Below are 21044 nucleotides of genomic sequence, written 5' to 3'. Positions count from 1 at the left end.
TCGTGCCCGTCCTGCGCCGGTGGCCGTTCAGTCCTCGTCCTCGTCGGCGCCCTGCAGCACCTTGCGCTGCATCGCGTCGAGATAGGCGTCGGCCTCCTCGACCGAGGCGAAGATCGAGTTCATCGGCACCGCCTTGACCATGTCGAACACCTTCTTGATCTGCGGCTGCGGGTTGGCGACCAGCACCTTGCCCGAGCGCGTCGCCAGCGCCTTGCGCGCGCGGAACACCGAGCGGATCCCGGCCGAGCTGATGTACTCCAGGCCACTGAGGTCCAGCACCAGGGTGGTGATCGACGGGTCGGCCAGCAGCGGGGTCAGCGCGGCGTCCAGCTCGGCATGGGTGTGGGTGTCGAGACGACCGCCGAGAGCGACGCGCTGGCTGGCGGCGGCGGGCTGGATGTCGATGTTCAGGCTCATCACGCGGACTCCTTCTGGTTCATGCGAAGGCTGAGGTCGAGCAGGTTGTACGGCTCCTCGCGCCGGTAGCTGACCGATTCGGCGAGGCTGCGGATCAGATGCACGCCCAGGCCGCCGACGTCGCGTTCGAGGATGTCGCCGTCGAGGTCGGGCGGCGGCGCCTGGGTCGGGTCGAACGGAGCGCCGGTGTCGCGGAACTCCAGCCGCAGCAGCTCGCCGGCGATCGCGATGTGCACCGACAGCTCGTGACGCGGGACGCCCTCGGGGTCGCCGCCGTACTTGATCACGTTGCTGGCCAGCTCCTCGACGATCAGCCGCACGTCGGCGCACAGCTCGGCGTCGATGCCGTGCAGCTTCAGCACCGCCTCCAGCGATGCGTTCAGGTCCTCCACCCGGGCCAGTTCGCCGGGCACGATCAGGCGGATCAGCATGCGTTCGATGCCTCCATGGGCGTTTCGGGGGTCGGGTCCAGCCGCAGCCGGATCGCCAGCACGGTGATGTCGTCCTGCGCCGCCGGCTGGGCGAAGGCGTGCACCTCGGCGATCAGGCGTTCGCACTGGCCGCGGGCGTCGCGATGGGCGCGCACGCTGGCGATCAGGCCCTCCATGCCGAAGGCGACGTTGCCGGCGTCGAAGGCCTCGGTCACGCCGTCGGTGTAGGCGAGCAGGGTCATGCCCGGCTCCAGCCGGCAGCGCCACAGCGGGAACGCCTCGGCCGGCTCGAAGCCCAGCGGTCCGCCGGTCTCCACCGGCAGGGTCTCGATGCGGCCGTCCGGGTGCAGGCACACAGGCGGGTCGTGGCCGGCGCTGGCCAGCACGCAGTCGCCGCTGCGTACGTTGATCCGCCCGCACAGCACGGTCGCGAACATGCAGGTGTCGTTGCCCTCCACCAGCCGCCGCGACGCCGCCGCCAGCACCTGCGAGGGATCGCCGCCGCCGCGCGCGGCCGCCTCCAGCACGGTGGTGGTGCGGGCCATGAACAGCGCCGCCGGCACGCCCTTGTCGGAGACGTCGCCGATCGCGAACCACAGGTCGTTGTTGCCCAGCTCGACGAAGCTGTAGAAGTCGCCGCCGACCGCCTTGGCCGGCTCCAGCTGGGCATAGGCCTCCAGGTGATGGTCGGCGCGATCGATCACCCGGCCCGGCGGCAGCATCGCCAGCTGGATGTCGCGCGCGATCGACAGCTCGCTCTCCAGCTTCTGCCGCGCCGCGCCCATCTCCTCGATCTCGACCAGCTGGCGCTGGATCGAGCTGCGCGCATGCTCCAGGGTGCGCGCCATCACCCCGACCTCGTCGCCGCGATGCAGGTCCGGCACCGGGGTCGTGTAGTCGCCGTCGGCCAGCCGCGCGGCCGAGTCCGACAACCGCTGCACCGGCTGGGCGATGCGCCGCGCCAGCCGCCCCACCAGCAGGGTGCACAGCAGCGCCAGCACCAGACCGCCGGCCGCCAGCAGCGCCAGCGCCTGGTTGAGCCGCGCCTCGATCAGCGCATGCGACTGCGAGACCAGCACCGACCAGCCGCTGTCGCCGACCGGGCCGATCACGCTGAGCAGGTCCTCGCCGCTGCGTTGGTTGGTGTGCGACAGCAGCAGGTGACGGTGCTCGCCCGCGGCCGCCGCCAGCGGCGCAAGGTCGCCGCGGCCGGTGTCGGCGACATGGACGTCCAGCGAGCGCTGTCCAGCGTCCGCCGAGGCGTCGGGCCCCATCGCCACGGTGCCTTCGGGGGCGACCAGCCAGACCTGCCAGCCGGGCAGGTGGGCGAGGGTCTGCAGCGGGTCGGTCAGCGCGGTCAGCGGCAGGTCCAGGCTGACCATGCCAAGCGCCTCGCCGCTGCGGCCCCGCCGGCGCAGCGGCGCGTTGTAGGTGACCATCCACACACCGCCGGCGGTCTCGTTGAAATACGGCTCCGACCACCAGCCCGCGCGCTCGGACAAGGTGCGCTGGAACCAGGCGCGGGTGCGGTAGTCGTAGCCGTCGGCGATGAAGTCGCGGTCGGGGCGATCGAGGCTGACGTAGCGGGTGTAGGCCTCGCGGCCGCCGTCGGCTTCCAGCGCCAGCAGGCCGCCGGCGCAGCCCGGGGTCGCCTCGACCAGCGCGCGCAGGGTTTCGGTGAGGTCCCGCGGATCGAGGGGGGAGTCGGCCGCCAGTTCCGACAGCGCGCCGGCGGTGACCGCGACCGTGTCCATCATCGTGTCCAGGTGCTCGGCCATCTGCTGGCCATTGGCCAGGGTCGTCAGCCGCGCCTCCTGGTCGATCCGCCAGTGCGTGTACCCGGCCATCGCCGCGGTCATCAGCACCACCACCGTCACGCTGACCAAGCCGGACCACAACGCGATCCGCGTGCGCAGGCTGTGCCGCCAGTGGACCTGCCGGCCCGGCGTGCCCGAACGCTGCTCCGTTGGCCCCCCTGCAGGCCCGTGCTCACTCCGATCCGTCATCGGTGGCGAATCCTCGCCGCACCGGAACCGCACGCCCTGGACTGCCGAGCGCGTGGATCGCCCGGGGGCACCGGGCGCCTCGAGGCCGACGCAGGCCGATCATACGCAGCAGCCATGTGTCGGAAATGTGCATTGCGCCGCGTTCGCGGTCACCGATCGGCCCGCGGCCCCTCGCCTCTGTAGGAGCGGCGTGAACCGAGAGGGCCTTCATGGGAAAGCCTGGGTCGCAGCTCACGCAGCTCCTACGGGTCAATCCTGGGGCATGCCGATGCGTGCGCGGATGCCTTTCGTAGGAGCGGCGTCAGCCGCGATGAGGCCTTCATGGGAAAGCTCCGGTCGCAGCTGACGCGGCTCCTACGGGGTTCCGGCGCAGGGATGGGACGCGCGAGGTTCTTGCTCTTCGTAGGAGCGGCGTGAGCCGCGATGGGGCGTTCATGGGAAGGCCCGGGTCGCAGCTGACGCAGCTCCTACGAAAGGCAAGACCGGGGCGCGCGACCGGCCGCTGGTATGCAATGCCTGCCGGCTTCGCATACCAGCGACCAAAGGCTGAGCCGGGGGCGGCCGGGGCGGCACGGAAGGGCGCGGTCCGGCTGCTAGAATCGGGACTCTAATTTCCCCCACCTGACTCACGAGGCGCGGCCATGGGGCCGCGGAGCGCATGACCCAGACCTACGAGAGCCCGTTCGCCGACCTGCTGCAGAACGACCCGGACCCGGCCGAGACCCAGGAATGGGTCGAATCGGTCCAGGCCGTCATCGCCCATGACGGTGCCGAGCGCGCCCACCAGCTGCTGCAGGGCATGGTCGAGGTCACCCGCCGCGCCGGCGCCCACCTGCCGTTCTCGCCGACCACCGAGTACATCAACACCATCCCGCCGCACCTGGAGCCCAAGACCCCGGGCGACCAGACCATGGAATGGCGGATCCGCTCGCTGATCCGCTGGAACGCGATGGCGATGGTGGTGCGCGCCAACCGCAAGCCCGGCGACCTGGGCGGCCACATCGCCAGCTTCGCCTCGGCGGCGACCCTCTACGACGTCGGCTTCAACCACTTCTGGCGCGGCCCCGAGGGCGACCACCCCGGCGACCTGATCGGTGTGCAGGGCCACAGCTCGCCCGGCATCTACGCGCGCTCCTTCCTCGAAGGCCGGATCAGCGAGTCGCAGCTCGACCACTTCCGCATGGAGGTCGACGGCCGCGGCATCAGCTCCTACCCGCACCCCTGGCTGATGCCCGACTACTGGCAGCTGCCGACGGTGTCGATGGGCCTGGGCCCGATCGCCTCGATCTACCAGGCGCGCAACTGGAAGTACCTGGAAGGCCGCGGCCTGATTCCGAAGTCCGACCGCAAGGTCTGGTGCTTCATGGGCGACGGCGAGTGCGACGAGCCGGAGAGCCTGGGCGCGATCTCGGTGGCCGGCCGCGAGGGTCTGGACAACCTGGTGTTCGTGATCAACTGCAACCTGCAGCGCCTGGACGGCCCGGTGCGCGGCAACGGCAAGATCATCCAGGAGCTGGAGGGCCAGTTCCGCGGCGCCGGCTGGAACGTGATCAAGACCATCTGGGGCAGCTACTGGGACCCGCTGCTGGCGCGCGACACCAGCGGCAAGCTGCGCCAGCTGATGATGGAGACCGTCGACGGCGAGTACCAGAACTGCAAGGCCTTCGGCGGCGCCTACACCCGCGAGCACTTCTTCGGCAAATACCCGGAGACCGCGCGCCTGGTCGCCAACCTGTCCGACGAGGACATCTGGCGCCTGAACCGCGGCGGCCACGACCCGCACAAGGTCTACGCGGCCTATGACGCGGCGACCAAGATGAAGGGCATGCCGACCGTGATCCTGGCCAAGACGGTCAAGGGCTACGGCATGGGCTCGGCCGGCGAATCGCTGAACCCGACCCACCAGACCAAGAAGCTCGACGACGAGGCGGTCCGCGCCTTCCGCGACCGCTTCAACATCCCGGTCACCGACAAGCAGCTGGCCGACGGCCAGGTGCCGTTCTTCCACCCGGGCAAGGACTCGGAGGAAGTGCAGTACATGCTCGAACGGCGCAAGTCGCTGGGCGGCTTCCTGCCGCAGCGCCGCCGCCAGGCCAGCCAGTCGCTTGAAGTGCCCAAGCTCGAAGCCTACGAGCGCCTGCTCAAGGCCACCGGCGATCGCGAGATCAGCACCACCATGGCCTTCGTGCAGACCCTCAACATCACCCTGCGCGACAAGCAGGTCGGCCCGCGCTGCGTGCCGATCGTCGCCGACGAGGCGCGCACCTTCGGCATGGAGGGCCTGTTCCGCCAGCTCGGCATCTACGCCCCGCAGGGCCAGAAGTACAAGCCGGTCGACCGCGACCAGCTGATGTACTACCGCGAGGACGCCGCCGGCCAGGTGCTGGAGGAAGGCATCACCGAGGCGGGCGCGTTCGCCAGCTGGATGGCCGCCGCCACCAGCTACAGCACCAACGATTTGCAGATGCTGCCGTTCTACATCTTCTATTCGATGTTCGGCTTCCAGCGCATCGGCGACTCCGCCTGGCAGGCCGCCGACATGCGCGCGCGCGGCTTCCTGCTTGGCGCCACCGCCGGCCGCACCACCCTCAACGGCGAGGGCCTGCAGCACGAGGACGGCCACAGCCACCTGCTCGCCGGCGCGGTGCCCAACTGCCGCAGCTACGACCCGACCTTCGGCTACGAGGTCACCGTGATCGTCCAGCACGGTATGCAGCGCATGCTCGCCGAGCAGCGCGACGAGTACTACTACATCACCCTGATGAACGAGAATTACACCCACCCGGAAATGCCCGAGGGCAGCGCCGACGGCATCATCAAGGGCATGTACCTGCTCAAGGACGCCGGCAAGCCCAAGAAGGGCGAGCTGCGCGTGCAACTGATGGGCAGCGGCACCATTCTGCGCGAGGCGATCGCCGCCGCCGAGCTGCTGGACAAGGATTTTGGTGTCACGGCCGACATCTGGTCCTGCCCCAGCTTCAATGAGCTGCGCCGCGACGGCGTCGACGCCGAGCGCTGGAACCGCCTCAACCCCGAGGCCAAGACCCCGCGCAAGCCCTACGTGACCGAACTGCTGGACGGCCGCCAGGGCCCGGCCATCGCCGCCACCGACTACGTGCGCGCCTTCGCCGACCAGATCCGCGAGTACGTGCCGATGCGCTACACCGTGCTGGGCACCGATGGCTTCGGCCGCAGCGACACCCGCGCCAACCTGCGCCGCCACTTCGAGGTCGACCGCTTCCACATCGCCCACGCCGCCATCGCCGCCCTGGCCGCCGATGGCAAGATGAGCGCCAAGGACGTCACCCGCGCGATCAAGGAGTACAAGATTGACGTGGAGAAGCCGAATCCGATCGGGGTTTGATGGTTCTCAAGACCATGCCTTGACGGATATATGAACGGAGGGGTGATGGATCCACGAGTTACGGAACTCCATTGCATCATGCCGATGGGAAATATTTCATCGGTTTTAGTTAATGGTATTCTGTCGTACGAACGGGCTAATACGCTGCCACACGAATCCATAGCGATGGCGCCAGTGCAAGAGCGTCGAGACCAAAAGCAGGTTCCTGGCGGTCTCCGTTTGCATCAATATGCCAATCTTTACTTCCACGCTCGGAACCCTATGCTCTACAAGAGGCTTGGCGAAGCTCCGACCTTGGCTGTTCTCCGGGTTTCGACCGATGTGCTGCGTGTGCGAGACGTTGTCATTACTGATTGTAATGCCGCTAGCGATTACGCTAGATACCTGGCGCCTGGGCAATGGCAACTTCTCGATTTCGATGACATTTACGCGACGGATTGGAGGCACCCAGGAAATGCATCGCGATACTACCAGCATAGATCAAGAAAATGTGCAGAAGTTCTGGTGCCTCACTTAGTTGATTCTCGATTTCTGAGAGGCGCCTATGTGATAGATGTTCAAGCAGAGCATCGGTTGAGGAAGGTCGGGTTCAATTTGCCCATTGCTGTGAATCCAAGCTTTTTTTTCGCTAAGTGAGAGCGGATATGGTTAGGGCACTTATCGGGGACATGTTTGAGAGCAAGGCGTCCGCTTTGGTCAATACGGTCAATTGTGTTGGCGTTATGGGGAAGGGAGTCGCCGCCGAGTTCAAAAAGAGGTTCCCCCAAATGTACGAGGACTACCGCGATCGGTGTGATCGTGGGTTGGTTCAGTTGGGGCAGCCTTACGTTTACCGCGACCTGGCAGGTGTGATAGTTGTGAATTTTCCAACGAAAGGTCACTGGCGATCAGCTTCTCGCCTTTCTGATATAGAGCGCGGCTTGGATTATCTCGTAAACCATCTCGAAGAGTGGGGTATTTCTAGCCTTGCTATGCCGCCCTTGGGGTGTGGAAATGGTGGGCTAGATTGGGCTGAGGTGGGGCCCATGATTTTTCGAAAGCTCAATTCATTATCAGTTGATGTTGAAGTCTACGCGCCATATGGAACTGCCAAGACGAAGTTGACTCAAGAGTATCTTTCAGCTCCTTCGCAGATGAGCTTGGATGGCAAGGGAAGGAAGCCAGAAAAACTAAATCCGAGTTGGGTTGTGTTGGTTGAGGTGCTTCGTGAGCTTCAGCAGCAGCCTTATGCGACTCCGGTAGGACGAACGATCTTTCAGAAGATTTGCTATGTTGTAACGGAAATGGGAGTGCCGACCAACTTTTCATTTGGAAAAGGTAGTTACGGGCCATTCTCAGACGGCGTTAAGGATGCGCTGCACGATTTTGCCAATAGAAATTGGATACATGAAGAGCAGCTTGGTCGAATGCTAGCGCTACGCGTGGACGAGTCGTATGAGAAGGATCGCACCAAATACTTAGATCAAATCAGCGAGCATCAAAGGCGTATCATGAAGGCTGTTGATCTATTTAGTCGGATCAAGAACACAGAGCAAGCTGAAGAGGTTATGACGGTATTGTATGCATGTCGACAGATTAAGGATGGGGCTGTCGACCGAGAAGTTGAAGAGCTAGATCTCTATAAGTACATCCTGGATTGGAAGAAGAGCTGGAATACGGATGAAAAGAGAGCCTCTTTAGCAGGCGCTATCAGAAGTCTAGTTTTACTAGGTTGGATGAAGGTGCGCATCAGTGAATCGATGGTTCATGATGATTTGGAAGCTGCTTGACGTTGCCGTAATGGCCAGCGCAGCTCGAGTAAGCGCGTCTGTGCAAAAGAGGCGGGTTGGACTTCATATTTTTTCTGACATGTCAGTTTTTCGATTCAAAAGAGTAGCTGCTGACCGTCGCTCTCCAACGGAATTACTTCGTTCACTATGAGCGTTGGCCGCCGATCGACGTGTGTCAGAGATGCGACGTGTCTGTTAACAGTCGCATGGAGACGACAGTGAAGAAACATCGCGGACTTGAACCGGCGAATGCTGCCGCTCGCGGGGTTGCAGTTTAAGATGTGGTCTTGGTACTGGAACCCTATAGAATTTGTTTCTTGGTTGCCGCGAGTAATTATTCCTTCGAGCGTGACGTCGATGCCGTGTTTCAGCTCTGGGAAGAGGAATTCATCCTCTTCTTTGTCTTCAGAGTCGAACAGAGATGTTTGATCCGACGTAATTTTCGTGGTGTGAAGATCGCCGATCTGTGGGTATGATCCGACAATCATGGAACGTCCCTTTGTTATCGGCGCCACTAATTTTCTTAAGGTTGTCTTCGGTATCTCGTAGTACCACTTTAGATACTCGGCAGGCAGATAGAGCACTTCGCCATCGGAATTTAGTATTCCGACGATTGTCGCGCTCTCCTTCCATTCCGCGTTGGTAGTGCCCCATCCGGAGGCCTTTCCAGTATGCTTCACAAGATCAATGAATATCCGAAGAGCGTCAACAGATTTTCTTGCGATATCTTTGAATCCTAGATCGGAAAAGTCGCGTTCTGCCATCTTTTCACCAGCTTTCTTGGCGTATCCGGTAGCGAAAGCGGTGGCCGGGATTGCGATAATTCCTAAAACGTAGGCGATCCAAGATCCTTCACCGGTTTTGATGGGGATCTGGTACTCAATCGAGCTGAAGCCTCTAGTTTGCTTTCGATTGAAGAAGCGGATGGCTTCGTCAATGCCGATCAGAGCTGTGCCGCCGGAGTTGGCATCGATGACGCCAGGAGGAGCGCCGCTCCATTCGTAGCTTAGGAATCCAACCGAATATTCTTCAAGATCGTTCATCTGTCTTCCTTGTCAGCGTTGCTTAAAGAATTTCTTCAAAATGAGAGGTCGTTGAATATGGGGGCGGTGTATTTAGAATGATATCTTGTTAAATTAGGGAGTGTCCGGACAAGTATTTTTGTGCGATATATCGTGGTTGGGCTTCTGCTGTCTGACGAAATGAGCGGTCTTGTGCTGATCTTGCTCAGCGCTCGCCAAGCGATTGATCAGTGTGATCCACCGATCACCGACCTGTATCCCCGTCTTAACGGTCTCTTCGTGGGTTAGGCAGGTGAACGCGACAAAGCAGGTAACCACAGCGCTGATGCCATAGACCCAGCCGGTGAAGCTTGTGTGCCCGGAGTGTGCGGCCAGCAAGCCCATGAGTGCCGCAGCGGATGCAAGTGCAAAGTAGGTGATCAGGCAGAGGGCGCTCCCGTGCCGAGATCGGGCGAGCCGTGCAAGCACGGTGCCGTTCCAGTGGACTGTTTGATCATCCGGGTTGAACGTGAGCAGGTCCCAGATCTCCGACAGCTCCTGTAGGGACCGGCTTCGGTTCGGTTGCTCCAGGGCCAGGCGAATGATGTGAGACGGCAGGTAGGTGCCGAACAGATGCCTCACGGATACCTCCAACCAGAGGTCGCCCGTGCTGCATGACTTGTCCCACAGTTCCAGGAATTCGCGGCGGTGCTGGCCGCGTCGGCCGTGTAGTCCGAACACGCCGCGTGCCGCGTATAGCACCAGTACGAAAAGAACGGCAGGAAGGAGGAATCCGGCGCCCCCTGCTTCAAGAATCTCCTTCACGGTTCCCTCCGTTGCAGTGGTAAATGCGGCTAGGCCAAACTACAAAAGTGGTTCTGGAAGTACTCTCATCACCCTAGCCTCGCCGCAAAAGCCTTGCGATGGTGGCTTAGGAAAGCCGCCTGTTCCGGTCCGAAGCGATCGACCTTCGTAGAGGGTGAAATCGACCAGCGTTCAAGCACGTCCTTGCTGAGGGAGGGGTGCATCCGCATCCGGCCATCGTCCTCAAACGTGATCAGTCGTTCGTCGAATAGGGCGTCGATGTGCGGGGACAGCATGATTCCGTTGAAGCCGTTGATACGTTCGGCATTGCTCGAATCCCGCCACGGCTTGATGTGGCTGGCGACCAGAAGGCGAGAGTCTTCTACTCCCGTGACGCGACAACGTGGATCGAGCGACATCACGCGGTTACGGAACAGCCCTTGGCCGATACGGGCCTTGGTCAGTTGGAGGCGTTGTGTTTCGGGAATCGTGGTGTCGCTCTCGACAAGATGCAGGTCTTCGAGCACTTCGGCATTGGGCTCTGCGACCGCGAGCATGGGCGAAAATACCGGCGGTGCCTCCACGCCGAGCAGGGCGAGCAGGATGTGGCCCAGCGCGTCCGAAATCCCGGCCAGATAGCAGCCTTGGTTGCCATCTCCTGTCTTCTGGATGGGGGAGTATTTGGTGGGGAGAAGCGGTGCGATGCGCTCGATATGCGCTTTCGGCCTCAGGGGTTTGGGGGCGTCGTTGAAGTAGACGCTGACTAACCAGCCTTCGTCCGACCAGTAGTCGCCAACATGGCCAAACTCACTAGGCTTGGGGCTAGCGGAGACTGTCTCGATCACTTGCCCGATCGCGCCGATCTGGCCATTGGCATACGAAAACACGATGTCGCCGGGGCGAACCAGACGCATGTTCTCGTAGGTCTGGTTGAACGCGCCATTTGCATTGCGCTTCGGTGACCACAGATACCCGCCACGAACTTCGTGGTCACGGGTCTGCTTGTGGTTCACCCACCAGAACGCCATCGCTAGATCCTCCCCGGCCGCCAGGATAGCGCCAGAAGGGCGGCGTGGAGCAAGTCAACACGGCCTGAGGTAGGCGCAATGCCCCGAGAATGCAATCGGCTCTGGCTAAGTTTTGATATCCGCCAGCAACTTGCGCTGCTTGGCCAGCGACAGGCCCGCCGCCGCACGCACGATCTCAGCCAGGGTGTCGGAGTCGGCCAGCAGGTAGGCCAGGGGCACGCCCAGTGCGTCCGCGAGTTGGCGCGCGGTCTCGAAATCCGGCTCCGACGTGCCTTTCTCGTAGCGGGTGATCCGGCTCGACACCACGTCCTCGGACAAACCGATCCGTCTGCCGAGCTCGCGCTGGGACAGGCCCGCCTTGAGCCGTTCGGCGCGCAGGCGGCGGGCGAAGGTTTCCCGGGGAGTGGGCGGTTTGGTGGCCATCCGGCAGGGGCGTTTGGGACCCCGTCAGGATGGCGTCAGTCCCTGCTGGTGTATGCTACATTTAATGTAGCAATCAAGCGGGGCTATGAAGATGCGCGCGGCTCTCAGTGACCATGAGGAGTTCATCGCGAGCGGAGCCGAGGTCGATCCGACTGCGCCCGCCACCGGCTACCTGCTCCCCGAGGATGCTTATCGCACGCTGGAGCAGGCGCGGGACCGCCTGGATCTGCTGGCGCGCCTGGCGGCGCCGCGTGATCCGCAAGATGACGCGCCCGAGGCCGAGTTGCCGCTCAGGATTGCCGCGCTGGCGCAATGCTTCGAGGAGTTGGCCGACCAGCTCGATCGCGGCCTGCGGGCGGCGCGCTGGTCGAAATCGCTGCCTTGATGCGTGGCTGAGCGCGCTGGCCGCGTGCCCTCGCCAGGCAAGGTGCACAGAACCCGCCCCTGCGCATCCAATCCCCCGGCCAGGCAGTCCCCGGGTAGCACGCGCCCGCCTTCAGGACGGACGCGGTGGGCCGATCAATCCTCTTCCGGAAGCATGACGGTCAGCGCGTCGAGGCCCTTGAAGTCGCTGGTATGGAAGGCGACCACCTTGCGCCCGTCGACGGTCCATTCGTCCCAGGGCTCGTCGTCCTCGTCGGAATCCTCGGGCGGGCCCAGTTTCTTGCGCAGCGATGCGCGCGAGTCCTCGTGGTCGACCGAATAGGGCAGGGGGCCGGTATAGCCCTTGTCGCCGGCCTGCTTCAGATGAAGGGTGATGACCGAGAAGATGCCGACGCCCCGTCCGAGGCCTTGGTGATTGCCGAAGACTGAAGGGTCGCGGACGCTGACGGTCAGGGCGCCGATGTCCTCGCTTTCCTCGAAGTCGTCGCGGGCGATGACCGGGGTCTTGGCGATGCCGGCGTCGCGGAAGGCGGCGACCAGCTCCGGGTCGCGGGTGGACTTGCCGAAGAAACGTGCCCAGTGGGCGTAGTCAGCGTTCTGCGCTTTCGTCATGCATGCAGTCCTTTACTTGGTTGGGGTGCGACGGCGCGATGTTCCCGACATGCACCTCCGGCCCCGGTGGCCCCGGGGCGCCGCCGGGAGACGCGGACCCATCGGCCCGTTCGCCCCATGGCTGCCCACCTTGCCAGATTCGTGGGGTCTGGGGCGCAGCGCCAGGCATCGCGGGGGGAGCACTGCGGTGGACTGTCCAGAGATGGCTTGCCGTGGGGTGTATTCCGAATCGCGCCACTCATTGGCGCGATTCCATCCGCTGTGGCGCGATTCGCGCTCGGCTGTGAGGCGCCGGGCGATGACTCAGCATGCAGCCAGGCCGGCCAGTCCTCGCTATCCGCCACCATATGTCGACATTTTTGTTGAAATCGTACGTATTGGCGCCTAATGTCGATCGTGACGACATGTCGGCTATTTGTGTCGACAAATATAGGTTTTATCGACATATGTCATTCGACCCGCGACGTCCCTACAACACGCTTCCGGAACTGCCCCCGGCTGCGGAGATCGAGAGCAAGCCGGTCCTGAAGGCCTGCATCGAGGCCAGGGCGGCGCTGGCCGAGTTGAAGGCCGTCGGTGGCCTGATCCCCAGCCAGGCGGTCCTGATCAACACCATTCCCTTGCTGGAGGCCCAGGCCAGCAGCGAGATCGAGAACATCGTCACCACCAGCGATGCCCTGTTCCGGTTCTCCCAGATGGAGGAGCGCGCGGACGACCGGGCGACCAAGGAGGCCCTGCGCTACCGCGGTGCGTTGCACCGGGGGTTCCAGTCCATCCGGGAGCGTCCGCTCAACACCAATACTGCGGTGATGGTCTGCAGTTGGATCAAGGGCGGCGACATGCAGATCCGTCGCGTGTCGGGCACCGCTTTGTCCAATGCGGCGACCGGTGAGGTGATCTACACCCCTCCCGAAGGCGAGGCGCTGTTGCGGGAAAAGCTGGCCAACTGGGAGCGCTTCATCCACGAAGCGACGACGGTCGACCCGCTGGTCCGGATGGCGGTCGCCCACTATCAGTTCGAGGCGATCCATCCATTCCTGGATGGCAACGGCCGCACGGGCCGCGTGCTCAACCTGCTGATGCTGGTGGAGCTGGGCTTGCTCGACCAGCCGGTGCTGTACCTGTCGCGCCATATCCTCCGCAACCGTCCCGAGTACTACGCCAGGCTGCAGGCGGTGACGCGCGATGGTGCGTGGGAGGCGTGGATCGGTTTCATGCTTGCGGCGGTCACCGATACTGCCCGCTGGACAACCGCCAAGGTCAGGGCCATCCGCCAGTTGCAGGCTGAAGCCACCGCCTTCGTGAAGGCGCGGGCCGGCAAGATCCATTCCCGCGAACTTGTGGACGTCCTGTTCGAGCAGCCGTACTGCCGCATCCAGAACCTGGTCGAGGCCGGGGTCGCCAAGCGTCAGACCGCTTCGGTCTACCTGAAGCAACTGGTGGACATCGGCATGCTGCGAGAAGTCCGGATGGGGCGGGAGAAGCTCTTCATCCATCCCGGTTTCGTCCGCCTGCTTACCAGCGACGAACACCCGGTCTCCGCCTATGGCCAGGACTGAGGGCTGGGCCCGCCATCCCAAGCGTTGGCCCCGAGGGTGAGTCCACCCGCGGACGTTCACACACCTCCGCCCACGACGTCCTTGAAGCAAGGGGCGCCCCGACCGCGCCCATGGAGGACGTGATGATCGAGGCATTGGTGATAATCCCCCGCAACGAGCAGACCGCGCTGATTCCCGAAGGGGCGTCGGTGGTGTTGAACGGCATGCATGGCCAGGCCGACTGCCGGGTATTCCTGCGGGTCGACCCCGACGGCGTCGGCCCCGACGACAGGACCTATCTGCACATACGCACCCGCGCGCCCTGGTACACGCTGGAGGGGGTGAACACCCTGCAGTGGTTCGGGCCGGGCCTGGTGGAGGCGCCGGTGCTGGGGGTGGAGCGGCTGCGCTAGGGGCTGCCGTTGCGATTCATGCCGGGTCCCGGGCGATCACGTCGCCAGGACCGGGTGAAGGATTCCGTGCCCGCCCCCTCACCCCAACCCTCTCCCCCCGCGGTTGGGGGAGGGGGGGGCTGTTCGAGCCAATGGTCGGGGCGGGGGCCTGCGCGGGTGGGGGCTTGCCGAGTGGGTCCGCAGTATTTATGTTAGTGCTTACGTAAATTCTGTCGGATGCCGCCATGAGCTTCCTTTCGGTCCAGGGCACCCTGGCCCTCGCCAGCCGTCTGAAGGTGATCAGCGAGCGCAGCTACGACCTGATCGACCAGGTCTACCGTGAGCACGGCATCGGCCTGCAGGCGCGCTGGTTCCCGGTCCTGCGGCTGTTGCAGGAGCGCGGGCCGTTGAGCGTGGGCGAGATCGCCCGCGAGATCGGCCTGACCCACTCGGCGATCAGCCAGCTCGCCACCAAGCTCACCCGCGAGGGCCTGCTGCAGCGCGAGCCGGCGCCCGGCGACCGCCGCCAGCGGGTGCTGGCGCTGACTGCGCGCTGCCAGGCCGAGCTGAAGGCGGCGCGGCCGCTGTGGCAGGCGATGCGCGAGACCGTCGAGCACCGCATTACCGCCACCGGCGTCGACCTGCTGGATGCGCTGTCGCGCTACGAGGCCAGCCTCGACGAGCAGCCATTGCCGGCCGAGGTCGCGCGGCGCCTGCGCCAGCGCCGGGCCACCGAAGTGCGGGTGGTGCCGTTCGCGCCGCGGTGGCGCGGCGACTTCTACCGGCTCAACGCCGAATGGCTGGCGAAGTACTACCGGATCGAGCCGATCGACCACGCGGTGTTGTCGGAGCCGGAAAAGCACATCCTCGAGCCGGGCGGCGCGATCCTGATCGCCGTGGTCGGCGACGAGGCGGTCGGCACCTGCGCCCTGATGGTCGATGCTCCCGGCGTCTACGAGCTGACCAAGATGGCGGTCACCGAGCGCCACCAGGGCCTGGGCATCGGCCGCAAGCTGATGGACGCGGCGATCGCCGAGTTCGAGCGCCTCGGCGGCCGCGAGCTGTTCCTGGAATCGCAGCAGCGTCTGCAGCCGGCGCTGCGCTTGTACGAGAGCGTCGGCTTCGAGCTGCAGCCGGGGGTGAAGCCCGGCACCCACTACCAACGCGCCGACGTCTACATGATCTATAGGGGCCGGACCGCTCGCGACCCGGGCGGCGACGCCCGCTCGGACGCCGCCTGAGGAGGGCAGGGCCGGCCCGGCCGCGGCGCGCGGCCCGTGCCGAAGCCGTGTTCGCCCCGGCTACGGCAACGGCGTGCCCTGGTCGGCGATCGCCAGCCAGGTGTCGCCGTTGTGGCTGTAGGTCACGCCGGTCAGGGCGCGCTGGCGGTAGCCGATCGAGGGCAGCTCGTAGACCGTTTCGTAGAGGATGAACGCCGATTTGCAGCCGTCGACCACGCGGTAGCGTTCGCTCCAGCGCCACAGACCTTCGCGGCCGCTGAAGTGTCCGGCCAGGGTCTGCATGATCGCGTCGATGCCGTAGCGGACGGCGCCGCTGGCGAACACCGTCACCGCGCGTTCGTCGTGGACGGCGCGGAAGGTCTCGGCGTCGTAGTCGCGGAACGATTCCATGTCCATCCGTTGCGCGGCCTCGAACTGGGCCGCGCAGCCGGCGGCATCGCCGGCCTGGGCGGTGGGGGCGATGGCCAGGGCGAGCAGGGTGGCGAGGGGGGCGGGGTTGCGGATCGTCATCGTCGTCGGCCTCATGTCGGGGAGGGCAGGGCGACGATAGGCGCGCAAGTGGGTCTATTCGATATCCGATGAAGGCATGATCAATGGGGCCAATCGGGCTGGTGCCGCCGCTCGGGAACGCGTGTGGCGCCTCTACAATCCCGCCCCATGAGCGACACCCTGATCCGCACCAGCAAGTTCCTGAGCCTGATCCTGCGCCACGAGCCGGGGAAGATCGGCCTGCAGCTGGATCCGCAGGGATGGGCCGATATCGATGAGCTGCTGCGGTGTATGCGGCCGCACCATCGGATCGACCGCGCGCTGTTGCAGCGGGTGGTCGAGGGCAACAACAAGCAGCGCTTCGCGATCAGCGAGGACGGCCGCCGCATTCGCGCCAATCAGGGGCACTCGGTCGCGGTCGACCTGGCGCTGGCCCCCTGCGAGCCGCCGGCGCAGCTGTTCCATGGCACCGCGACCCGCTTCCTCGATTCGATCCGCGAGCAGGGGCTGCTGCGCGGCGCCCGCCATCATGTGCACCTGTCCGCCGACCGCGACACCGCCACCGCGGTGGGTCGGCGCCACGGCAAGGTCGTGGTGCTGTCGGTCGATGCCGGCCGCATGCACGCTGAGGGCCACCGCTTCCACCGGGCCGACAACGGCGTCTGGCTGACCGACACGGTGCCGCCTGGCTTTCTGGGGAATCTCCCGGACGATGCCGAGGGCGCTGCATCCGGCGTCGATTGATCGAGCAAGCGCTGCGGCGGTAGCGCCCCACCTCAGCGTCGATGTCAGCCCTTGCCCGGCGACCTCGCCTGCGCGCACGGACGCAACAGGACATAGGACGCCAGTGCGAGCATGGCGGCCAGCGTGGCAAGCGTCTGCAACAGGGTCGCGAAGGCGTCGGTATGCACCTCACCAGCAACTGGCGAGCTACGCCGGGGAGCTGAAGCGCGGCCCCGGCGAGATCGCCGCTGGCGAGGAAGCGACCGGCTCCGGCAGCGACGCCGGTCCCCGGCTGTTGCGCCATCCGCTCTGGGCGAGCGTCGCCGGCATGCCGGCGGCCGCAAGGACGATCGCCTCGCCGGCCACGCGGGTGGTGGTGAAGATGGCCGGTGGCCATGCCGGCGCGCTCCTTGGGCAACACGCTGATCGACAACGCGTCCATTAGCCCTCAGGGCAAGCGGCTGCCGATACCTGTCACGACCAGCGGTCCGGCCAGGACCGCCGTCGAGGCGTCGGGTGCGATCCGGCTCAGCCAGCCCGGACCGGCGGCGGCAATCAGCTGGCCCGGTCCAGACAGCACCGCGGCGGATATCCAGCGGGTGAACAGGGCGCCGACGAAAGGCACGGGCAGCATCGGGGCCGACAGCGGGATCATCATCAGACCGGCGGCGGGCGACCTCGCTGAGGGCGGCGTGCTCGAGGGCGTCGATGTGGCCGCGATCGCCGCCTGCTACGTCAACCTGCTCAATGGACTGTCGCTGCAGGTCCGCAACGGCGCACTGGGACTGCCTGCTCGGACACGACCGCGACTGGCGCGCACCGTGGTCCAGAGGGCGCCGGAAGAGCGTCCCTGTGGATGCGGGGGCGTCGGGAACACGTCATGCGATCCACTGCATGCCCTGTGGTCCGGCCCCGACGGGCGGCTCCGGCCGCCAGCGGGTACGCTGTGGCCAGGCGCGCGGGTCCGTTGGCGGAATGGCCGGACGACGGTCGCGCGATGTTGCCGGAGTGGGGACCGAAGGGGCGATCGACAATGCAGCAGGACACAGTGTGGCGGGACCCGGATTTTCGCGTGGACGGGGCGCAGGGGCGGGCATTCGCGTCCGCGATGCCGGTCGCGGTGCTTGATCGCATCCAGGCCGGCACCATGCGGACCTGCTATCGCGGCGTCCCGTTCTTCAAGAGCCCTTTCGACATCGGTCTGTACCTGCAGCTGCTGGGCCGGCTCGCGCCGCGTACGGTGATCGAGATCGGCACCAAGTTCGGCGGCAGTGCGCTCTGGTTCGCCGACATGCTGACAGCCCAGGGGATCGAGGACCCACGGGTGGTGTCGGTCGACATCAATCCGCAGTCCCGCGTCGAGGATCCCAGGATCCGCTTCCTGCACGGCGATGCCGGGCGCCTGGGCGAAGTGCTGACGCAGGAACTGCTGCGGGCGTGCCCGCATCCGTGGCTGGTGGTCGAGGACAGCAGCCACTTCTACGAGCACAGCCTTGCGGCGCTGGAGTTCTTCGATGCCCATCTGCTCGGCGGCGACTACATCGTCGTCGAGGACGGCATCGTCGACGGGCTCAGCGGCGAACACTACCGTCGCTACCGCAACGGCCCCAACCGCGCCGTCGCCGACTTCCTCGCCACGCGCGGCGACGCCTACGTCATCGATGAGGCGCTGTGCGACCTCTATGGGCACAACGCGACCTACAACCCCAACGGCTGGTTGCGCCGGCTGTAGTCGCGGGCACGTCGTTCCCGGACCGGTGTCGGGGAACGACGTATCGTGCCGGCCTCCGCCGCGTCCGCGGCTGTCCAAATGGTCGCGACCTCTCCCCTGCATCGCGTGATCGCGCTGCTGCAGGGTACGGGCGCGTCGGCGATCGCCGACGTCGGCATTGCGGATCTGCTGGCCTCCGAGCTTGACGCGCCGGTCCGCTCGGCGGAAGAGCAGGCCGAGCTGTGCCGCGAGCGTGCCGAACTGATGCGGCAATTGCTCGAGACACGACTTGCCGGTGGCGTCGGCTATCCGGTCGCCAACATGTTGATTGCGAGCCGGCACCTGGTCGGGCTACGCCATGACCTGCGGCGTTGGCGCGATCTGGCCGGCAGCGCCCGCTACTACCGCGAACATCCGGCGATCGCGCTACGGATCGCCAGGGCGGGGAAGACGGTGATCGGCGACGGCGAATGTCCGGCTTGACCGGACGTGTCGGTACCGTCGCCGCTGCCGGTGACCGTGGCGAAGTGGGGTAGGCTTGGCGCGACTTGAATGTACGGATACTGATCGATGATCCAAGACGGCTTCCTGATCCAGGCGCTGACGATGATGGCCTACCACCTTCCCACCCTGCTGGCCACGGTCTTCGGCCTGGCCATGCTGTGGGCACGCGCGCCGGCAGCGGCGCCGGGACGCGCACTGGCGATCGGCGGCACGGCGATGATGCTGGGGTCGTCGGTGCTGGGCATGCTGATCAGCATCGGCCAGACCTGGCTGATCCACAACACCGACGACGGGTTCGTGAGCATAAGCAGCATGGTCACGATCATCGGCGTGTTGAGCATGCTGCTGACCGTAGTCAATGCGGTTGGCCTTGGCCTGTTGGCCTGGGGCGCCAGCAAGGCGATGAGATCAGTCGCGCACAATGGTGGCCCGCGGGCCTGAATACGAGGGTGTCCCGCCGACGGGGATTTGGATCGGCGGCGACCATGGAATGGAGCCGTCGATGAAGCCTGGAGCGATACCTGCCGTGGTGTTGTTGCTCGTGGTGCCGCTGATCTCGTGTTCGCGGGAAGAACCTCGCGAGGTGGCGCGACCGGTGGACTGGCCGACCTGCCGTCCCGGACAACTGCTCGGGCATGTGCCCGATCGCGAGGCGGTGGACACGCACCGCCAGGGGCCGGCACCGGTGGTGCGCTACCCCTTCGGTACCGAGCGCGAGTATTGGGGAGGGGAGCTGATCCTCAGGGTCGACGAGACAGGACAGGTCGTCTGCTACAGCAGCTCCGGGAGACCGGTCGGTGACGAACTGCCCCTGAGCGACACGCAGCGCGCGGCGCTGGCATCGTTGCGGTACGAGCCCTTCGTCCGCGGCGGCCAGCCGGTCGCCTCGATCGTCACCGAGTGGTTCGACGAGGAGGAACTGCCGCAGACGCAGGTTGCGATGCCCACGGCTTCGCTGGAGGACGTACGCATCACCCTTGAACGCACGTCGTGCCTTGGTTCGTGCCCCGATTACAGGGTCGAGGTCCGCGGCGATGGCCAGGTGGTCTACGAGGGTCGCCGCTTCGTCGATGTCCCGGGTCGGTATGCGTATCGCGTGCCGGCACAGGAGGTCGCGCGGCTGGTCGAGCGCGCGCGCGAACAGGACCTGTGGTCGCTCAGGACGGATTACAGCGCCGCCATTACCGATCATCCCAGCCAAATCGTGACCCTCGATATCGGCGGGGAGGTGCATCGCATCCATGACTATTCCGGGCGCAGGATCGGCATGCCGCGTGCGGTCACGGAGTTCGAGAACGAGATCGACGCGGTCGCGCGCACGCGGATGTGGACCATCGTTTCCACCGAGGCGGTGAACCGGATGCAGGCGGACGGGTTCGATTTCGCTTCCGTGGCGGGCCGTGAGCTGCTGGAACGTGCGCTCTTCAGGGGCGAGGACGCCGACGATGAGGCGATGGCGCGCCTGGTCGAGCTAGGGGTACCGGTCGACGATGCCATGTTGAAACACGGCTACGGCGGCGCGCCCATGTCGCTGCTGGAGTTGGCGCTGCTCAGGGCTCACCCGGCGGTGGTCGAGGCGTTGATTGCCCGCGGCGCACTGGAGACCCGCGGCAAGCCCGATCAGGCCAAGATCGATGCCGCTTTCCGCTCGGCGATCGCCGGCGGCAGGTTCGCGCTGGTCGAGAGGATCTGGAACGTGGCGGCGACGCGTCCTCATCCGTCGCTGTACTTCGATGATGTGTCCGATGGCGAGCAGAAGGCCGCCAAGCGTTCGCCGGTGACCTTGCTGCTATCGCGTCCCTTCGCCGATGCCCGGCCGTGGGAGGGGCGGGCGATCGCGCGCTGGCTGATCGCCCAGGGCTGCGACATGACCGCATCGGCGGCGGATGGCGCGACCCTGTTGCATATCGCGGCGGCGGCCAACGATGCCGGACTGGTGCGCGATCTGCTGGACCGGGGCTTCGATGCATCCACTCCCGGCCGGTACGGCCTGCCGGCGCTGGGCAGTACCGAGGACGAGGACATCGCGCTGATGCTGCTGGAAGCCGGGACCGATCTGTCGGCCCTGCCGGACCTCAGGCGGCAGGCGACCAGGGGCCGCTGGCAGCGCGTGGTGACGTGGCTCGACGCGCACGATAGTCAGTGACGATGCGGGCCCCGTGGCGCCGTGCTCCACGGGTGAGGCCCCGGCATCGATGACCCTCAGG

23 protein-coding genes are annotated in these 21044 nt (G+C 65.3%); 12 read left to right on the top strand and 11 right to left on the bottom strand.

Going from position 1 to position 21044, the window contains the following annotated elements; genetic code table 11:
• Nucleotides 1-27: 27 nt before the first annotated feature.
• Genes C9I47_RS16070 through C9I47_RS16060 form a run of 3 tightly spaced genes read right to left on the bottom strand, consistent with a single transcriptional unit; the run spans nt 28 to nt 2746 of the window.
• Nucleotides 28-417, bottom strand: coding sequence for an STAS domain-containing protein (locus C9I47_RS16070; RefSeq protein WP_111267662.1), 390 nt, complete (start codon nt 415-417; stop codon nt 28-30).
• The gene (locus C9I47_RS16065) at nt 417-848 is read right to left on the bottom strand and encodes an ATP-binding protein (RefSeq protein ID WP_111267661.1); all 432 of its coding nucleotides are present in this window, start codon (nt 846-848) and stop codon (nt 417-419) included. The genes C9I47_RS16070 and C9I47_RS16065 overlap by 1 nt, the downstream gene beginning before the upstream one ends.
• Nucleotides 842-2746 carry a SpoIIE family protein phosphatase gene (locus C9I47_RS16060; protein ID WP_190238541.1) on the bottom strand — a complete coding sequence of 635 codons (1905 nt, stop codon included), beginning with the start codon at nt 2744-2746 and terminating at the stop codon, nt 842-844. The genes C9I47_RS16065 and C9I47_RS16060 overlap by 7 nt, the downstream gene beginning before the upstream one ends.
• Nucleotides 2747-3512: 766 nt before the next feature.
• Here C9I47_RS16060 and aceE point away from each other — a divergent pair.
• Genes aceE through darG form a run of 3 tightly spaced genes read left to right on the top strand, consistent with a single transcriptional unit; the run spans nt 3513 to nt 7987 of the window.
• Nucleotides 3513-6218 carry a pyruvate dehydrogenase (acetyl-transferring), homodimeric type gene (gene aceE / locus C9I47_RS16055; protein ID WP_111267659.1) on the top strand — a complete coding sequence of 902 codons (2706 nt, stop codon included), beginning with the start codon at nt 3513-3515 and terminating at the stop codon, nt 6216-6218.
• 30 nt (nt 6219-6248) lie between these two features.
• The gene (locus C9I47_RS18315) at nt 6249-6854 is read left to right on the top strand and encodes a DUF4433 domain-containing protein (protein WP_111267658.1); all 606 of its coding nucleotides are present in this window, start codon (nt 6249-6251) and stop codon (nt 6852-6854) included.
• A gap of 8 nt (nt 6855-6862) precedes the next feature.
• Nucleotides 6863-7987: a type II toxin-antitoxin system antitoxin DNA ADP-ribosyl glycohydrolase DarG gene (gene darG, locus C9I47_RS16045; protein ID WP_111267657.1), complete on the top strand. Its 1125-nt coding sequence runs from the start codon at nt 6863-6865 to the stop codon at nt 7985-7987.
• Nucleotides 7988-8082: 95 nt separating this feature from the next.
• Here darG and C9I47_RS17665 read toward each other — a convergent pair whose 3' ends face one another.
• The 4 genes from C9I47_RS17665 to C9I47_RS16030 all read right to left on the bottom strand — a co-directional run bounded on the left by C9I47_RS17665 (nt 8083) and on the right by C9I47_RS16030 (nt 11243).
• Nucleotides 8083-9030 (bottom strand): hypothetical protein, encoded by a 948-nt coding sequence (locus tag C9I47_RS17665; protein WP_145985551.1) that lies wholly within the window; start codon nt 9028-9030, stop codon nt 8083-8085.
• A 93-nt stretch (nt 9031-9123) separates the two neighbouring features.
• Complete coding sequence (locus C9I47_RS16040) at nt 9124-9813, bottom strand: hypothetical protein (RefSeq protein ID WP_145985550.1); 690 nt, start codon at nt 9811-9813, stop codon at nt 9124-9126.
• Nucleotides 9814-9881: 68 nt separating this feature from the next.
• Nucleotides 9882-10820 (bottom strand): HNH endonuclease, encoded by a 939-nt coding sequence (locus C9I47_RS16035; RefSeq protein ID WP_111267655.1) that lies wholly within the window; start codon nt 10818-10820, stop codon nt 9882-9884.
• Nucleotides 10821-10925: 105 nt separating this feature from the next.
• Nucleotides 10926-11243 (bottom strand): helix-turn-helix domain-containing protein, encoded by a 318-nt coding sequence (locus C9I47_RS16030; protein WP_111267654.1) that lies wholly within the window; start codon nt 11241-11243, stop codon nt 10926-10928.
• An 85-nt stretch (nt 11244-11328) separates the two neighbouring features.
• Here C9I47_RS16030 and C9I47_RS16025 point away from each other — a divergent pair, with 85 nt between their 5' ends.
• A complete protein-coding gene (locus C9I47_RS16025; protein ID WP_111267653.1) occupies nt 11329-11628 on the top strand; it encodes an XAC0095 family protein in 300 nt (99 codons plus the stop codon).
• Between the two features lie 134 nt (nt 11629-11762).
• Here C9I47_RS16025 and C9I47_RS16020 read toward each other — a convergent pair whose 3' ends face one another.
• The gene (locus C9I47_RS16020) at nt 11763-12239 is read right to left on the bottom strand and encodes a hypothetical protein (RefSeq protein ID WP_111267652.1); all 477 of its coding nucleotides are present in this window, start codon (nt 12237-12239) and stop codon (nt 11763-11765) included.
• Nucleotides 12240-12685: 446 nt separating this feature from the next.
• On the opposite strand from C9I47_RS16020, the gene fic reads away from it, so the two are divergent.
• The 3 genes from fic to C9I47_RS16005 all read left to right on the top strand — a co-directional run bounded on the left by fic (nt 12686) and on the right by C9I47_RS16005 (nt 15410).
• Nucleotides 12686-13798, top strand: coding sequence for a protein adenylyltransferase Fic (gene fic, locus C9I47_RS16015; RefSeq protein ID WP_111267651.1), 1113 nt, complete (start codon nt 12686-12688; stop codon nt 13796-13798).
• Between the two features lie 137 nt (nt 13799-13935).
• Nucleotides 13936-14190 (top strand): hypothetical protein, encoded by a 255-nt coding sequence (locus C9I47_RS16010; protein WP_145985549.1) that lies wholly within the window; start codon nt 13936-13938, stop codon nt 14188-14190.
• Between the two features lie 224 nt (nt 14191-14414).
• Nucleotides 14415-15410: a bifunctional helix-turn-helix transcriptional regulator/GNAT family N-acetyltransferase gene (locus C9I47_RS16005; RefSeq protein ID WP_111267649.1), complete on the top strand. Its 996-nt coding sequence runs from the start codon at nt 14415-14417 to the stop codon at nt 15408-15410.
• A 60-nt stretch (nt 15411-15470) separates the two neighbouring features.
• On the opposite strand, the gene C9I47_RS16000 is transcribed toward C9I47_RS16005, so the two are convergent.
• The gene (locus C9I47_RS16000) at nt 15471-15920 is read right to left on the bottom strand and encodes a hypothetical protein (protein ID WP_111267648.1); all 450 of its coding nucleotides are present in this window, start codon (nt 15918-15920) and stop codon (nt 15471-15473) included.
• 147 nt (nt 15921-16067) lie between these two features.
• Here C9I47_RS16000 and C9I47_RS15995 point away from each other — a divergent pair, with 147 nt between their 5' ends.
• On the top strand, nt 16068-16643 hold the full coding sequence (locus tag C9I47_RS15995) for an RNA 2'-phosphotransferase (RefSeq protein WP_111267647.1): 576 nt from the start codon (nt 16068-16070) through the stop codon (nt 16641-16643).
• A 44-nt stretch (nt 16644-16687) separates the two neighbouring features.
• On the opposite strand, the gene C9I47_RS18115 is transcribed toward C9I47_RS15995, so the two are convergent.
• A complete protein-coding gene (locus C9I47_RS18115) occupies nt 16688-16810 on the bottom strand; it encodes a hypothetical protein (RefSeq protein ID WP_262982908.1) in 123 nt (40 codons plus the stop codon).
• A 260-nt stretch (nt 16811-17070) separates the two neighbouring features.
• On the bottom strand, nt 17071-17247 hold the full coding sequence (locus tag C9I47_RS17775; RefSeq protein ID WP_190238539.1) for a hypothetical protein: 177 nt from the start codon (nt 17245-17247) through the stop codon (nt 17071-17073).
• Between the two features lie 447 nt (nt 17248-17694).
• On the opposite strand from C9I47_RS17775, the gene C9I47_RS15985 reads away from it, so the two are divergent.
• The 4 genes from C9I47_RS15985 to C9I47_RS15970 all read left to right on the top strand — a co-directional run bounded on the left by C9I47_RS15985 (nt 17695) and on the right by C9I47_RS15970 (nt 20983).
• Nucleotides 17695-18354 carry a CmcI family methyltransferase gene (locus C9I47_RS15985; RefSeq protein ID WP_223250184.1) on the top strand — a complete coding sequence of 220 codons (660 nt, stop codon included), beginning with the start codon at nt 17695-17697 and terminating at the stop codon, nt 18352-18354.
• 78 nt (nt 18355-18432) lie between these two features.
• The gene (locus C9I47_RS15980) at nt 18433-18816 is read left to right on the top strand and encodes a hypothetical protein (protein ID WP_111267645.1); all 384 of its coding nucleotides are present in this window, start codon (nt 18433-18435) and stop codon (nt 18814-18816) included.
• A gap of 87 nt (nt 18817-18903) precedes the next feature.
• Nucleotides 18904-19278 (top strand): hypothetical protein, encoded by a 375-nt coding sequence (locus C9I47_RS15975; RefSeq protein WP_111267644.1) that lies wholly within the window; start codon nt 18904-18906, stop codon nt 19276-19278.
• A 61-nt stretch (nt 19279-19339) separates the two neighbouring features.
• Nucleotides 19340-20983 carry a DUF6438 domain-containing protein gene (locus C9I47_RS15970; protein WP_145985548.1) on the top strand — a complete coding sequence of 548 codons (1644 nt, stop codon included), beginning with the start codon at nt 19340-19342 and terminating at the stop codon, nt 20981-20983.
• The last annotated feature ends 61 nt before the right edge of the window (nt 20984-21044 follow it).

Source organism: Marilutibacter maris (assembly GCF_003233695.1).
GTDB lineage: Bacteria > Pseudomonadota > Gammaproteobacteria > Xanthomonadales > Xanthomonadaceae > Marilutibacter > Marilutibacter maris.
Note: the sequence above shows the minus strand (reverse complement) of the source record. Positions and strands in the feature narration are given on the sequence as shown.